The following is a 13,717-nucleotide window of genomic DNA, read 5'->3' on the forward strand; positions in this document are numbered from 1 at the left end:
CGCAATTAGCTTCTTAGCTTTTTAAAACAATAATCTTTTTTGCGCTGCCATTAGACAGCTTATTAAAGTGCGCCTTTTATTGGCTGTCCTCTACTTTCTTTCACAGTATAACCTCCTGAAAGCATAAACTAATTTATCAACATATTCCTGAGAAACAAAAAAAGTTCCGTTAAAACGGAACTTTTAAACATAGGCCTGGCGGGAATCGAACCCACAACGGCCCCTTAGGAGGGGGCTGTTATATCCATTTAACTACAGACCCGTGAAACACATCTATTATTGTAACGATTCATTTATGAAAAGTCAATGAAAAAAGTTGCATGGCGTTGACTTTTTCATATTTTTTCATTAAAGTAGTTAAATAGAATCTTTCTACGCTCGGCCGGAAAGATGCAGGGAGGTAGTTTATGAAAGCGATCAATGATTTTGTATGGGGACCTGTCATGCTTGTGCTCTTGATGGGGACAGGTATCTTTCTGACCATACGCCTTAAATTTCTTCCGTGGAGGAATCTCCCCTATGCCTTAAGGATGGTGTTTGTCAGGGATAAGAGCGGGGGACAGGACGGGGATATCTCCGGATTCCAGTCATTGATGACAGCTCTGGCAGCTACCATAGGAACCGGAAATATCGTCGGCGTCAGCACCGCCATGGTCATGGGCGGCCCCGGGGCATTTCTGTGGATGTGGATCAGTGCCCTGTTCGGGCTTTCTACGAAATATGCAGAGAGTGTTCTGGCGGTGAAATACCGGGAAGTCAATGAAAACGGAGAAATGTGCGGCGGACCTATGTATGCCATGAAGAATGGTTTTAAGATTAAATGGATTGGTCTCGTGCTGGCATTTTTCTTTTCCTTATTTACAGTATTTGCATCCTTCGGCATCGGGAATATGACACAGGCCAATTCCATTGCCGAGTCAATGGCAGGCCTTTGGGGCACTCCCCACTGGCTGACCGGAGCTGTGATCGCTCTGCTGGCATTGTCCATCCTGATCGGAGGGATCAAGAGCATCGGCAGGGTGTGCGGATTTTTCGTACCCAAGATGGCAGTATTTTATTTTGTGATGGGCATTGCTGTCATCTATATGAACAGGGCCAATCTAGGACAGGGAATCAGGATGATTTTTGAAATGGGACTCTCTCCGAGGGCTATGGCAGGGGGAGTCGGAGGTACGATTGTAGCAGGATTATTTTCTTCCATGAGGTGGGGAATCGCCAGAGGAATATTTTCCAACGAGGCAGGTCTGGGTTCTGCTCCGATCGTTGCGGCAGCGGCTAAGACGGATCATCCCTCCAGACAGGGATATATCAACATGACAGGGACTTTCTTTGACACGCTGGTCGTATGCAGTGTGACGGGTCTGATTGTAGCATCCTCGGGGGTGCTCGGAAGTGTGGATTCCCACGGCAGACTGATCACCGGGGCGGCGCTGACGATGAAAGCGTTTGAAAAGGCTCTTGGCCCGGCCGGGGAGATATGCGTCGGTCTGGGGATCATCATGTTTGCCTTTTCCACGATCATAGGATGGGAGTATTACGGAGAGAAAGCGCTGGAATACCTGGTGAAAAAGACTTCTTATATTAAATTATACCGGGTTGTATACTCTTTTGTAGTCTTTGTGGGGGCCACCGTGCCGCTTCAGCTTGTATGGAATTTCTCGGACACAATGAATGGGCTGATGGCAGTACCAAACCTGATATGCCTGCTTGTTTTACATAAAGTAGTAGTAAAAGAATGTTTTCGTTTTGAACAGATTAAGAAAGGACGATGAACTTATGAATAAGGTATTTGTGTTTTTAGCAGATGGTTTTGAAGAGATAGAAGGACTCACAGTCGTAGATATGCTCCGTCGGGCAGGGATCGAAGTCATTATGGTTTCTGTAGGGCCTTCTAAGATGATCACAGGCTCCCATCATATCGAAGTGGAGGCAGACTGTATGTTTCACGAAGTGCTGGAGCCGGAAGGAGCCATGTACGTGCTGCCGGGCGGAATGCCGGGCACCATTGCGCTGAGAGAGCATGAAGGGCTTGCGAAGCTTCTGGAAAAGGCGTATGATAATGGAAAATATCTGGCAGCGATCTGCGCCGCGCCGACAGTGCTCGGCAAGTATGGATTTTTAGACGGAAAGAAAGCGACCTGTTATCCCGGACAGGAGGATGGGCTTGGAAATGCGGAATATGTGACTGAATCCGTTGTCGCTGACGGCAAGGTGATCACCAGCCGGGGTATGGGAACTGCCATCCCGTTTGCGGGGAAATTGGTGGAACTTCTGCTTGGAACAGAGGCCAAAGAGAAATTATTGGAAAGCATCATATACGAGGAAAAATAAGAATGCAAAGTACAGAAAAAATAAGCATTTGGGAGCAGTTCTACATTGCCTGCACCAAACCGAGGCAGTATAAGAAGCTGCTGAACGTGAAAAAATGGAAGGTAGCTATATTTACATTGCTGATGGGCCTGGTCATTACTCTGCTTGGACCGGTGATGGATCTGGCAGGATTTGCTGTGAGTGTGGGAGGCCCGAGAAACTTTGTCATGAACCGGCTGCCTGCCTTTGAACTGAAAGACGGACAATTAAAGCTGGAACGCGCTATTGACTTTAATCTGGGCGCACTCCATATCTCGGCAGATTCAAATAAAAAGTCCATTGGGGCAGATGACTTCGATGATAAATATTCCGATGAAGTTCATTTTTCAAAGAATAATATGGTGATTAAGACTTCTGTCATGGGACAGACCATAACAAAAAATTTCAGTACCATGAAAAATGTCACATTTACGAATCAGGATATGGCGAATCTGCTTCCATTGGTATATTTCCTGATATTTGTCTCACTGCTTTTTGTATATGCAGGAATCGTCCTTCAGTATCTGTTTTACTGTCTGCTGATCTCCTGGCTGGTGTCTCTGAATATGAAAACCAGAAATCAGCCCATGGCATTCGGGAAGATTTTTCAGATGTCTATCTATGCCAGGGTACCCTGTGAACTGATCGGTACCATCGGCCTTACGGCGGGGATTTCTTTCTTCACAGGGATCATATGGATCATGATCGGATATCTGGTGAGCTATCAGCTGATGATGATGGGACTTGTGGAGAAGAAGGCGAAAGAGTAGAATCTGAATAATAATGCGTCTGGAAATCCCTTATGAAGAAGCCGAAGCAGATACGTCCAGCACAAAGCCGGAAGAAAAAATACGCTTTAAAAAAGTAAAGGTAATAAGGTTCCGCCTGAAGCCGATCCTTGAGAAGATGTCCCAGAGGATGTGCCTGTCAGAGCATCCGTTTGGAACGATAAGATACGAGAAAACCCCTGAGAACATCCTCAGGGGTTTTTCAACAAAATTAGTCTTTTATATAAACGGGGGAGAGGACCCCGGTTATATTATTTATTTCATAGGAAAGTTCTACGACCTTCCCTATGAAATAAAAACGCTCCGCGGGTTGTGCACAGATGCGTAAGGAAATTATTTGCCTGCGGCAAATTGCATCTGGCACGCAAAGTTGTCAAGCCCCTCAAAGAGTGAGGGGTTGGGGCGTTGAAGTGGGCTTGCCCACTTTGTTCTATTAATGGTCGCTTTTCAGTGGGAAATCTGCATAACCGGAAATACCATGCTCTGATATGTCCATACCTGCAATTTCTTCTTCCTCGGAAGCGCGAAGTCCGATGGTATGCTTAAGTCCCTGGAAGATGATGAGCCCGCCGACGATACAGTAAGCGGCAACGGCAGCGACACCGATAAACTGTGCTTTGATAAATGCACCTCTTGTGATATCTAAAAGCTTTAATGAATCTCCGGTTGCGAAGAAGGCTGTCAGAAGGGTTCCAACCACGCCGCAGGCCAGATGCACACCGCAGGCTCCGACCGGGTCATCTATTTTTGCTTTTTTATCAAGCAGTTCGATTACAGCAACTACAACGACTCCGCAGATAGCACCGATGGCAATCGCTCCGTAATTGGATACCACGTCACAACCGGCCGTGATACCTACGAGTCCAGCGAGGGAACCATTCAGAGTCATGGAAACATCAGGCTTTCCATAGCGTACCCAGGTGATGATCAATGCCACTAAGGTGGATGCGGCGGCAGCCAGGTTTGTTGTCATGGCGATGGAGCCGAGAGTATCGGTGGCAGCAGTCGTGGAACCGCAGTTAAATCCGAACCAGCAGAACCATAAGATAAAGACTCCAAGTGCACCTAAAGCAATGTTGTGGGCAGGTATCGCTCTCGGAGTTCCGTCTGCTTTATATTTCCCGATACGGGGACCGAGGGTTGCAGCACCGACTAGTGCAAGCCATCCGCCGACAGAATGGACTGCAGTGGAGCCTGCAAAATCATGGAAACCAAGATCGGCAAGCCATCCGCCGCCCCAGATCCAGTGTCCGGTGATCGGGTAGATGATCAGACTGATCAGTGCACTGTAAGCCAGATAGGAAGAAAACTTTGTACGCTCTGCCATGGCCCCGGAAACGATGGTTGCGGCTGTGGCACAAAATACAGTCTGAAAGATCATGAAGACACCCGGCGTGAGATCTTTAAACTGCTGCAAGTCAATGGATGTTGGATTGAAAAAGCCTGTGGTGCCGACGATAGGATTGTCGCCTCCGAACATCAGGGCAAATCCAATGACAAAGAAACAAAGGGTGCCGAGGACAAAGTCCATCAAGTTTTTCATGATGATGTTGCTAGAATTTTTCGCTCTTGTAAAACCTGTCTCAACCATTGCGAAGCCTGCCTGCATGAAGAAGACAAGGAAAGCTGAGATACAAGTCCATACAATATTTAATAACTGCTGTACGTCCATATTTATATCCTCCTTTAAGACAAAAAGGGGACAATGCGTGCCTGCCATTTATGGCCTGGCTGCATTATCCCCTTTGATAATGATGTAAGTATTCTATTGTTTTCATATTTTTACCGCTTAGATTATAAAGCGTCTTTTCCGGTCTCACCGGTACGGATTCTGATAGCTTCTTCCACAGGTGAGACAAAGATCTTGCCGTCTCCGAATTTACCGGTGCGGACGGTGTTTACGATATCTTTCGTCACCTTTTCTACAACTTCTTCCGGCATCACAGATTCTACTTTGATCTTAGGGAGCAGATTGGAATTCAATTCATTCCCTCTGTATTTCTGGGTAAATCCTTTCTGGTTTCCATAGCCCATGATATTGGAGATCATGAGTCCGGATACTTTGTGAGCTTCCAGGATATGTTTTACATCCGTGAGCTTCTCAGGTTTGATGACAACTACAACTTTCTTCATCATAATATAATTCCTCCTCTTTTTAATTTAAGAAAAAAAGGCATTCCAATCTCTTGATCGGAACGCCTTTGTTCTTGATTGGTTTCCATTATACTCCTGGGGATTCATTTGTCAATAAAAAATCGGTTTGTATAAAAATAAATACAGATGAAAATCATTCTTAATCTGTCCGTAAAACATGATAGAATAGAAGAACAATCAGGAGCGGAGGAATTTATGGAAAAAAAGAACAAATCATTGATGGCAGCCCTCGCGGTGCTTGCCACTTTTTTATGGGGAAGCGCTTTTCCCAGCGTAAAATTGGGCTATGAGATCTTTAAGATACAGGGAGATGACATCGGGAGCAAGCTGCTGTTTGCAGGCATCCGTTTTGCGGCGGCAGGGCTCATGGTGCTTGCAGTCTTAGGAGTCCAGACAAGACAGCGGCCATTGCCAAAAAAAGGGGCATTCAAACAGCTTCTGACCCTAGGAATCCTTCAGACGACAATCCAGTATTATTTCTTTTATGTGGGCCTTGCGCATACCACGGGAGCCAAGGGGTCGATCATCAACTCATTTACGGCATTCTTTCCGGTGGTTTTGGCACCTTTCTTTTTTAAGAGCGACCGGCTGACGGCAAAGAAAATCATAGGATGTGCCGTGGGACTTTCCGGCATCATCCTGATCAATCTCCAGGGAGGGAGTCTCGGCGGATTTGCCTGGAACGGAGAAGGGTTCATTGTGCTGGCGGCACTGTCACAGAGTCTCGCATCCATTTACAGCAAGAAGCTGGCACAGACGATGAATGTGATGCTGATCGCCGGATATCAGCTTCTGCTCGGAGGAAGCCTGCTTCTGATCTTTGGATATGCAGGAAATGGAACGTTGACGTTCCAAAGCAGCGGCCTGCTTCTGCTGCTTTATATGGCAGTCCTCTCTGCCGTTGCATTCAGCGTCTGGACCTGGCTTTTATTTCATTATCAGGTCAGCTCCATTTCCATCTATAATCTGCTGATCCCGGTGTTCGGAACCCTGCTTTCCGGCCTGCTTTTAAGAGAAAACGTCTTTACCGCGGTAAATATCGCATCCATTTTCCTTGTATGCGGAGGAATTGCGGCAGTGAATAAACAGTAGACAGCCTGTTTTGTGGAAAAAACCATATGAATGTTGTATTCATACGTCTTTTTCATTGTAGCGGTTTCTGCGATGAAGTATATTAGAATAGTAAAGGAATATTACATATTTGCGGAAGGAACCCGCTCGAAAAACGGAATGAGATACAGACATTGAAAGTAGGAAGCTTCAAGGCTGCCATAAAGGCGAAATGTCCGATCGTCCCGGTAGCCCTCGTGGATGCATTTATTCCTTTTGATTCCAATACGATAAAGCCTGTCACAGTCCAGGTGCATTTTTTGAAGCCCCTGTATTATGGTGATTACAAAAATATGAAGGCTACGGAGATTGCAGAACAGGTAAAGGACAGAATCCAAAAGGCAATCGGATTACATTAAAAAGTATTGTTTTTAGACAGAAAAAAAGGCCAGATAGGGAAATCTGGTCTTTTTGAGGGGAGTATAAATAAATTAATAAGGGGTTATATAGTAGAAATATATATAATGAATACCTTCTACTATCTGCATTATAAGGTATCACTAAAAAAAAAGCAATAAATTTTTTTCAGATGAAAATATGGATAATACAAAAATTTTTTATAATTGCGTTTTGTAAATCTTGCAAGAATATTTTTTTCTCTTTTGCAGACAATATTTGTGTAACCAACAGAAAGGAGAATTTATCATGTCAAAAAATTATTCTAACGAAAGCAACAACAGTAACAACAGCAACAGTTCAAACGAGAGTAACGGCCAGAACAGATCTCAGAACAAATCTCAGAACAAAAACCAGAATAAATCTCAGAACAGCAGCCAGAACTCTTCTAACCGTTAGTTATTAGAAGAAGAAAGCGGGAGAGACGTCCAAAGAAATTTTCTTTGGACGTCTTTTCATGTTCCTGCATATTCTAAATTATAAAAGGAAAGTGTTTGAAAATGGAATTTACAAATATAACTTTGCAGGAAGGTATTGACCGTTCGAAACAGGATGATCATGTGATGTTTGATGTGAGAGAACCGTATAGATTTAAACAGGGACATCTCCAAGGGGCTCTCAGCATGCCCTATGGTGTCATAAAAGATCAGGATGCTTTCAGAGATAAAAAGATCATTGTTTACTGTGACTTCGGCGGACAGAGCATGCTGGCTGCAAGGCATCTGGCTGAGCAGGGATATGAGGTCTACAATATTGTCGGCGGGATTTATTATTACCGCGGAGAGTTGACATCTCTGGGCCTAAAATTGTAGAATGAATATTATAATGCAAAGGAGAAACATGAATAATATAGAATTGATCGCCCCATGCCACTTTGGCCTGGAGGCAGTATTAAAGAGAGAAATACAGGATTTAGGATACGAGATTGCAAAGGTTGAGGACGGAAGGGTGACCTTCTTTTCTGACCTTGGCGGAATTGCAAGGGCAAATATGTTTTTGAGGACCGCAGAACGGATTTTGCTCAAGGTTGGTGCCTTTCGCGCATCGACCTTCGAGCAGCTGTTTGACAGGACGGCAGAGCTTGCCTGGGAAGATTTTATTCCTGAGGACGGAAAGTTCTGGGTGAAAAAGGCTTCCACTGCAAAGAGCAAACTTTACAGTGCTCCGGATATTCAGTCGATCGTCAAAAAAGCTATGGTGGAACGTCTGAAAAAGCGGTACCGCGTGTCCTGGTTTCCGGAAACAGGGAACGAGTATCCAGTGCGTGTCTTCATATTAAAAGACGAGGTAACAGTCAGTCTTGACACCAGCGGGACTCCGCTGCATAAGCGGGGCTACCGCACTCTGACAAGTGAAGCTCCGATCAGAGAGACTCTTGCAGCGGCGCTGATCATGCTGACACCCTGGAAGAAGGACCGCATCTTGGTGGACCCGTTCTGCGGAAGCGGAACCTTTCTGATCGAGGCTGCCATGATGGGAGCCGGCATCGCTCCGGGGATGAACCGCTCCTTTGAGGCAGAGGCGTGGACTAATTTTCTTCCGAAAAAGACATGGTATGATGCGGCCGATGAAGCCGGAGACCTGATGGACCTGGATATTTCTATGGACCTGCAGGGCTACGACAAAGACTCCAGGGTACTGAAGCTTGCCAGGGAAAATGCGGCTGCCGCTGAAGTGGATCATCTGATCCATTTCCAGCAAAGAGAAGTAAAAGATTTCAGCCACCCGAAACCCTATGGATTTATCATAACCAATCCGCCCTATGGTGAGCGGCTTGAAGAAAAAGAGGCTCTGCCGGAACTTTACGGGCAGATTGGAGACATTTTTCAGAAGATGGATACATGGTCTAAATATGTGATCACCTCTTACGAAGATGCACAGAAGTACATTGGTAAAGCTGCAAAGGTTAGAAAGGTCTACAACGGAATGATTCGTGCCGAGTTCTGTCAGTATCTCGGACCAAAACCGCCCAGGAGATAAGATTATGAAGAAAAGAATTATATTTGCAACAGGAAATCAGGGCAAGATGAAAGAGATCAGGGAAATCCTTGCGGACACAGAGTATGAGGTCGTGTCCATGAAAGAGGCAGGGGTGGACGCAGAGATTATAGAAGACGGCACAACATTTGAGGAAAATGCAGTCATCAAGGCCAAGGCCATCATGGAACTTACCGGAGAACTTACGATGGCGGATGACTCCGGGCTGGAGATTGATGCGCTGAACAAAGAGCCGGGAGTGTACTCGGCCAGATATATGGGAGAGGACACCCCGTATCCCGTTAAGAATCAGAAGATTCTGGACCGGATGGCAGGCGTGCCGGAAAAAGAAAGAACCGCCAGATTTGTCTGTGTGATCGCAGCCGCATTTCCGGATGGACAAATACGGACAAGTCGTGGTACTATGGAAGGTATCATTGGATATGAGATAAAGGGAGAGAATGGATTTGGCTATGATCCGATCTTTTTTCTGCCGGAGTTGGGCAGATACAGTGCGGAACTTTGCAGTGAAGAAAAAAACAGGTTAAGTCATCGCGGAGAAGCATTGAGGAAAATCAAAGACATTCTTTAGGGAGGTTATCTTGTGAGAATTTTAGTAATCAGTGACTCTCATGGTCGTAATGACGATGTAAAAGGGGTATTGGAGCAGGTCGGCGAGATCGACATGCTGATTCACTGCGGCGATGTAGAGCGCGGTGACCAGTATATCCGTGATATTGCCGGATGCCCTGTCGTCATGGTGGCGGGAAATAATGACTATTATCTTGACCTCCCCAGCGAGGAGACCATAGAGGTAGAGGGCTACCGCATCTGGGTAACCCACGGACATCCGTATTATGTGAATTCCGGGGTGGATTATCTGCGGGAATATGGAGAGATGCACGATGTAGACGTCGTGATGTACGGGCACACCCATGTGCCGTTCATAGAGATCGGGGACGATATGACAATTCTGAACCCCGGGAGTATTTCCTATCCAAGACAGGCCGGCAGAAAGCCGACGTTTCTCCTGATGGAGATCGACGATATGGGAGAGGCTCATTATGCCCATGGATATTATAAAGAACATTTCAGAGAACTGAACATTTAACATGAAAAAACTGTTTGTGGCATGAATACTGTAAGTAACAGCGAGGCTGTCCAAGTGTCAATGGCACAGGCAGTTTTTTCGTCGTATAAAGAAGAATAAATTAGAGTTGAGGTCAAAAGATGAAAAAGAAGGATTTTGTAGAAGGCTTGATTGAAAAGACAGAGTTTCCGAATAAAGGGACATTTGCATTTGAGGACCGGGAGATCACAGTCAAAGGGGTCATCCAGGGCCAAAGAATCGCAGGACAGGTGACCAAGTTTCGGAAAGACAAAGCTGTCGCCAGACTGGTAGAAGTGCTGGAGCCGTCTGAGATGGAGGATGGTATCCCAAGATGTCCTCATTTCGGGACCTGCGGGGGCTGTTTTTATCAGACGGTTTCCTATGAAAACCAGCTGAGAATCAAAGAGGGTCAGGTACGGGAGCTTTTAAAGGATTATATCCCCGATGAAAAATGGGAGGGAATCAAAGGAAGCCCTAAATGGTGGGAATACCGCAACAAGATGGAGTTTTCCTTTGGAGATGAAGTCAAAGAAGGCCCGCTGGCTCTGGGCATGCATAAGAAGAATACATTCCACGATATTGTCAACATTACGGACTGCAAAATTGTGGATAATGATTATAATCTGCTCGTCTCCTGTGCATTAAATTATTTTTCACGATTAGGCTGTGATTTTTATCATAAAATGAGCCACGAGGGATATCTAAGGCACTTGGTTATCCGCCGTTCCGAGGCAAATGGGGACCTGCTAATCAATATCGTCACAACTTCCCAGGCTGATGTGGATATGAAGCCTCTGGCAGAGGAGATGCTCTCTCTGCCCCTTCACGGCAGCATCCGGGGGATTCTGCATACGATGAACAACAGTCTGGCCGATGTGGTGCAGGCAGACCGGATAGAGACAATTTACGGGGAGGACTTTTTCTATGAGGAAATCCTTGGGCTGAAATTTAAGATTTCTCCGTTTTCTTTCTTCCAGACTAATACTTTGGGGGCGGAAGTGTTGTATGAGACTGCCAGGGAGTATGTAGGAGAGACGAAGGACAAGGTCATCTTTGACTTGTACAGCGGAACCGGGACCATTGCCCAGATGCTGGCGCCGGTGGCAAAGAAGGTGGTCGGTGTGGAGATCGTCGAAGAAGCCGTGGAGGCTGCCAGGGAAAATGCCGGTTTCAATGGGCTTGATAACTGTGAATTTATCGCAGGGGATGTGCTGAAGGTGATCGATGAGCTGGAAGACAAGCCGGACTTTATTGTGCTGGACCCGCCCCGGGATGGGATACATCCGAAAGCAATTCAGAAGATCATTGACTTTGGGGTGGAGAAGATGGTTTATATCAGCTGTAAGCCTACGAGCTTGGCGAGGGATCTGGAAATCTTTCGGGAGGCCGGGTATGAAGTTGAGAGAGGGGGATGTGTGGATATGTTTCCTTCGACGGTGCATGTGGAGACGGTGGTACTGCTTTCCCACAAAAAGCCAGATAGTCATATCAACGTAAAAGTAGAGTTTGGCGAGGGTGAGGACAAGGTTCCGCTAAAGGCGATTTCTGAAAGAGCAGAAGCCTACAAGCCGAAAGAGCGAGTTACTTACAAGATGATACAGGAGTACATAGAAGCGAAATATGGCTTCAAAGTACATACCGCATATATTGCAGAGGTAAAGAGGAAATTAGGTTTGCCGATGTACGATGCTCCAAATGTGGTAGAGGAATTGAAACAGCCGAGGAAGCATCCAACACCAGAAAAAGTAGAAGCAATCAAAGATGCCTTGAAGCATTTTGAGGTTATCTGATATGTATTTTTGAGGGTAGAAACATGAGTATAGATAATGTGATATCAATAGTTATTAGTATATTGGGTTCTTCTTTGATTACATTAATTTTATCTACCTTCATTTTTCAGCCAATGCAGGAAAAAAAGAGAGTGAATGAATCAATAATTGTATTTGCACAAATTGTACTTTTCCTGCTGAAGCCAAGCTTTCTTTAGGAGTTGTCAGATATAACAAGAATTATCGGATGATGAAAATAGAAATAATGCAATAAATGATTTGAAAATGGCAATTCCTAAGCTGAAGCTGATTTCCAAGGATGACGGTTTGACGAAAGAAGTAGAAAAATTTATCCAACAACAAAATGAAGAACAATTTAATGTGTTGGTAATGCGACTGAGAAAGGATTTATATAAATAAAATTTGAACTTGTTAGACAAAGGCGGTTTTGGTGTTAGAGTAACGATGAAAAATTGCATTGGGAGAAATATAATGACAAAAAAGAAAAATGAGATAGCTATCCATAGCTCGGCAGCAGAATATCTGACGTATGTCGCATCTATCGGAGATAATGCGCATAGCATGGAAATGCGCTATGAGGATGAGAATATATGGCTGACGCAGAGAATGATGGCACAGCTTTATGACGTAAGTTTGCCGACAATAAATGAGCATATTAAGAAAATATATGATGATAGTGAGCTTGTTGAGGAAGCAACTATTCGGAAATTCCGAATAGTTCAAACGGAAGGAACAAGACAGGTAAACCGTGAAGTTATCCATTATAATTTGCAGATGATTATCGCAGTCGGTTTTAAGGTAAACAATGAGCGTGCAGTGCGTTTCCGTAAGTGGTCAGGACAAATTGTTAAAGATTATACCATCCAGGGCTGGACAATGGATAAAGAACGTCTAAAAAAAGGTCATATGTTCACAGATGAGTATTTTGAGCGGCAGTTAGAGAACATTCGTGAGATAAGGCTTTCAGAGCGTAAATTTTACCAAAAGATTACTGACCTATATGCTACTGCTTTTGATTATGATAAGGATGCGGGGACTACCAGACGTTTTTTCCAGACCGTACAAAATAAAATGCATTGGGCTGTTCATAGACATACGGCAGCAGAACTTATTGTTGAACGGGCTAATGCGGAGAAGGAACACATGGGATTATCTACATGGGAAGCAGCTCCAAATGGAAAAATTGTAAAAGCTGATGTGTCAATCGCAAAGAATTATTTAAATGACAAAGAAATATCCTATATGGAAAGGATTGTATCTTTATATCTTGATTATGCAGAATTGCAGGCAGAACGTCATATTCCGATGAGTATGGAAGATTGGGCAAAGCGGTTAGATGGTTTTCTGGAATTTAACGGAAACGAGATACTTACAGGTGCAGGTAAGATTAGTGCAGAGCAGGCAAAACTCCATGCAGAAACAGAATTTGAAAAATATCGTATTGTACAAGACAGACTATTTATGTCTGATTACGATAAGTTTTTGATGGAATTAGAAGAAAAAGGAAAACAGAATTTATAAAGTAGGAAACAGCAGAAGATAATAAATGGTGTAAAAATGAGTATTAAATATATTTTTGTGGGAAAAGGGATGCACAATCAGTGTTAGTACTGTATAAGTATTGTCCATATTTCCGTGATTTTGTGGGGATATGTTTTAATTTGATACTCATGTGGAGACTTGTGTGTTGCTACAACAAAAAACTATGTAGAAATCCTTAATTTTAGGCACTTTTTCAAGCATATCGTATTTACAAGTGTGGGCGATAAAATCAGAAATAAAGAGATTAAAAACTGTATCAATGTTTCAGTAGTTGTTGATATAGAGTGTGGGAACACAACAAATTAAATATTGAATTTGAGGGGTACTTGTAAAAAAGTATCCCTTTTTAAGTATGACGGGCATGTCCGTGTTCTGTGGTGCAAGTCCACATAGGCGTAGCTACCGACGAACTTGTAAGCGACTCCCAAGGTTTGCATCGTGAGGTGTGGGCGAGAAGAAGGGATAGCGAAATCGTAGCCCTACGGACAGAAACCCGATAT

Annotated in this window: 12 protein-coding genes, 1 tRNA gene and 1 pseudogene; 11 read left to right on the plus strand and 3 right to left on the minus strand. The window is 44.4% G+C overall.

Annotated elements, in window-relative coordinates:
* Positions 1-190: 190 nt before the first annotated feature.
* A tRNA-Arg gene (locus QGT46_RS16165) sits at positions 191-262 on the minus strand.
* Positions 263-407: 145 nt separating this feature from the next.
* Between QGT46_RS16165 and QGT46_RS16170 the strand changes: the two genes are divergently transcribed.
* The 3 genes from QGT46_RS16170 to QGT46_RS16180 are packed head-to-tail and all read left to right on the plus strand — an operon-like array spanning position 408 to position 3,119.
* Positions 408-1,772 (plus strand): alanine/glycine:cation symporter family protein, encoded by a 1,365-nt coding sequence (locus QGT46_RS16170; protein ID WP_148460358.1) that lies wholly within the window; start codon positions 408-410, stop codon positions 1,770-1,772.
* A 4-nt stretch (positions 1,773-1,776) separates the two neighbouring features.
* Positions 1,777-2,331 carry a DJ-1 family glyoxalase III gene (locus QGT46_RS16175; RefSeq protein ID WP_148460357.1) on the plus strand — a complete coding sequence of 185 codons (555 nt, stop codon included), beginning with the start codon at positions 1,777-1,779 and terminating at the stop codon, positions 2,329-2,331.
* A 2-nt stretch (positions 2,332-2,333) separates the two neighbouring features.
* Positions 2,334-3,119 (plus strand): DUF1189 family protein, encoded by a 786-nt coding sequence (locus QGT46_RS16180; protein ID WP_148460356.1) that lies wholly within the window; start codon positions 2,334-2,336, stop codon positions 3,117-3,119.
* A gap of 451 nt (positions 3,120-3,570) precedes the next feature.
* Here the strand turns inward: QGT46_RS16180 and QGT46_RS16185 are convergent, their stop codons facing one another.
* Both QGT46_RS16185 and QGT46_RS16190 read right to left on the minus strand, forming a co-directional pair.
* On the minus strand, positions 3,571-4,809 hold the full coding sequence (locus QGT46_RS16185) for an ammonium transporter (RefSeq protein ID WP_024728524.1): 1,239 nt from the start codon (positions 4,807-4,809) through the stop codon (positions 3,571-3,573).
* A gap of 122 nt (positions 4,810-4,931) precedes the next feature.
* Complete coding sequence (locus QGT46_RS16190; RefSeq protein ID WP_024728523.1) at positions 4,932-5,270, minus strand: P-II family nitrogen regulator; 339 nt, start codon at positions 5,268-5,270, stop codon at positions 4,932-4,934.
* Between the two features lie 216 nt (positions 5,271-5,486).
* On the opposite strand from QGT46_RS16190, the gene QGT46_RS16195 reads away from it, so the two are divergent.
* The 8 genes and pseudogenes from QGT46_RS16195 to QGT46_RS16230 all read left to right on the plus strand — a co-directional run bounded on the left by QGT46_RS16195 (position 5,487) and on the right by QGT46_RS16230 (position 13,196).
* A complete protein-coding gene (locus tag QGT46_RS16195; protein WP_148460354.1) occupies positions 5,487-6,383 on the plus strand; it encodes a DMT family transporter in 897 nt (298 codons plus the stop codon).
* Positions 6,384-6,482: 99 nt separating this feature from the next.
* Positions 6,483-6,760 (plus strand): annotated as a pseudogene (locus QGT46_RS16200) (lysophospholipid acyltransferase family protein); the annotation flags it as partial.
* A 537-nt stretch (positions 6,761-7,297) separates the two neighbouring features.
* Positions 7,298-7,609: a rhodanese-like domain-containing protein gene (locus tag QGT46_RS16205; protein WP_024728520.1), complete on the plus strand. Its 312-nt coding sequence runs from the start codon at positions 7,298-7,300 to the stop codon at positions 7,607-7,609.
* Between the two features lie 28 nt (positions 7,610-7,637).
* Positions 7,638-8,777: a THUMP domain-containing class I SAM-dependent RNA methyltransferase gene (locus QGT46_RS16210; RefSeq protein ID WP_024728519.1), complete on the plus strand. Its 1,140-nt coding sequence runs from the start codon at positions 7,638-7,640 to the stop codon at positions 8,775-8,777.
* 4 nt (positions 8,778-8,781) lie between these two features.
* Positions 8,782-9,366: an XTP/dITP diphosphatase gene (locus QGT46_RS16215; protein ID WP_024728518.1), complete on the plus strand. Its 585-nt coding sequence runs from the start codon at positions 8,782-8,784 to the stop codon at positions 9,364-9,366.
* A 12-nt stretch (positions 9,367-9,378) separates the two neighbouring features.
* A complete protein-coding gene (locus QGT46_RS16220) occupies positions 9,379-9,885 on the plus strand; it encodes a metallophosphoesterase (RefSeq protein ID WP_006568650.1) in 507 nt (168 codons plus the stop codon).
* Between the two features lie 119 nt (positions 9,886-10,004).
* Positions 10,005-11,675, plus strand: a complete 1,671-nt coding sequence (gene rlmD, locus QGT46_RS16225; RefSeq protein WP_148460353.1) for a 23S rRNA (uracil(1939)-C(5))-methyltransferase RlmD — start codon at positions 10,005-10,007, stop codon at positions 11,673-11,675.
* 471 nt (positions 11,676-12,146) lie between these two features.
* The gene (locus QGT46_RS16230) at positions 12,147-13,196 is read left to right on the plus strand and encodes a virulence RhuM family protein (RefSeq protein ID WP_301591603.1); all 1,050 of its coding nucleotides are present in this window, start codon (positions 12,147-12,149) and stop codon (positions 13,194-13,196) included.
* Positions 13,197-13,717: the final 521 nt, after the last annotated feature.

This window comes from Anaerostipes faecis (genome assembly GCF_910574135.1).
GTDB classification, from domain to species: domain Bacteria; phylum Bacillota; class Clostridia; order Lachnospirales; family Lachnospiraceae; genus Anaerostipes; species Anaerostipes hominis.

Excerpts from the sequence above, each read along its gene's own strand:
- QGT46_RS16190 (WP_024728523.1), bottom strand. The coding sequence starts at position 5,270 with ATGAAGAAAGTTGTAGTTGTCATCAAACCTGAGAAGCTCACGGATGTA.
- QGT46_RS16180 (WP_148460356.1), top strand. The coding sequence starts at position 2,334 with ATGCAAAGTACAGAAAAAATAAGCATTTGGGAGCAGTTCTACATTGCC.
- QGT46_RS16210 (WP_024728519.1), top strand. The coding sequence starts at position 7,638 with ATGAATAATATAGAATTGATCGCCCCATGCCACTTTGGCCTGGAGGCA.
- QGT46_RS16205 (WP_024728520.1), top strand. The coding sequence starts at position 7,298 with ATGGAATTTACAAATATAACTTTGCAGGAAGGTATTGACCGTTCGAAA.
- QGT46_RS16170 (WP_148460358.1), top strand. The coding sequence starts at position 408 with ATGAAAGCGATCAATGATTTTGTATGGGGACCTGTCATGCTTGTGCTC.
- QGT46_RS16215 (WP_024728518.1), top strand. The coding sequence starts at position 8,782 with ATGAAGAAAAGAATTATATTTGCAACAGGAAATCAGGGCAAGATGAAA.
- QGT46_RS16175 (WP_148460357.1), top strand. The coding sequence starts at position 1,777 with ATGAATAAGGTATTTGTGTTTTTAGCAGATGGTTTTGAAGAGATAGAA.
- QGT46_RS16195 (WP_148460354.1), top strand. The coding sequence starts at position 5,487 with ATGGAAAAAAAGAACAAATCATTGATGGCAGCCCTCGCGGTGCTTGCC.
- rlmD (WP_148460353.1), top strand. The coding sequence starts at position 10,005 with ATGAAAAAGAAGGATTTTGTAGAAGGCTTGATTGAAAAGACAGAGTTT.
- QGT46_RS16185 (WP_024728524.1), bottom strand. The coding sequence starts at position 4,809 with ATGGACGTACAGCAGTTATTAAATATTGTATGGACTTGTATCTCAGCT.
- QGT46_RS16230 (WP_301591603.1), top strand. The coding sequence starts at position 12,147 with ATGACAAAAAAGAAAAATGAGATAGCTATCCATAGCTCGGCAGCAGAA.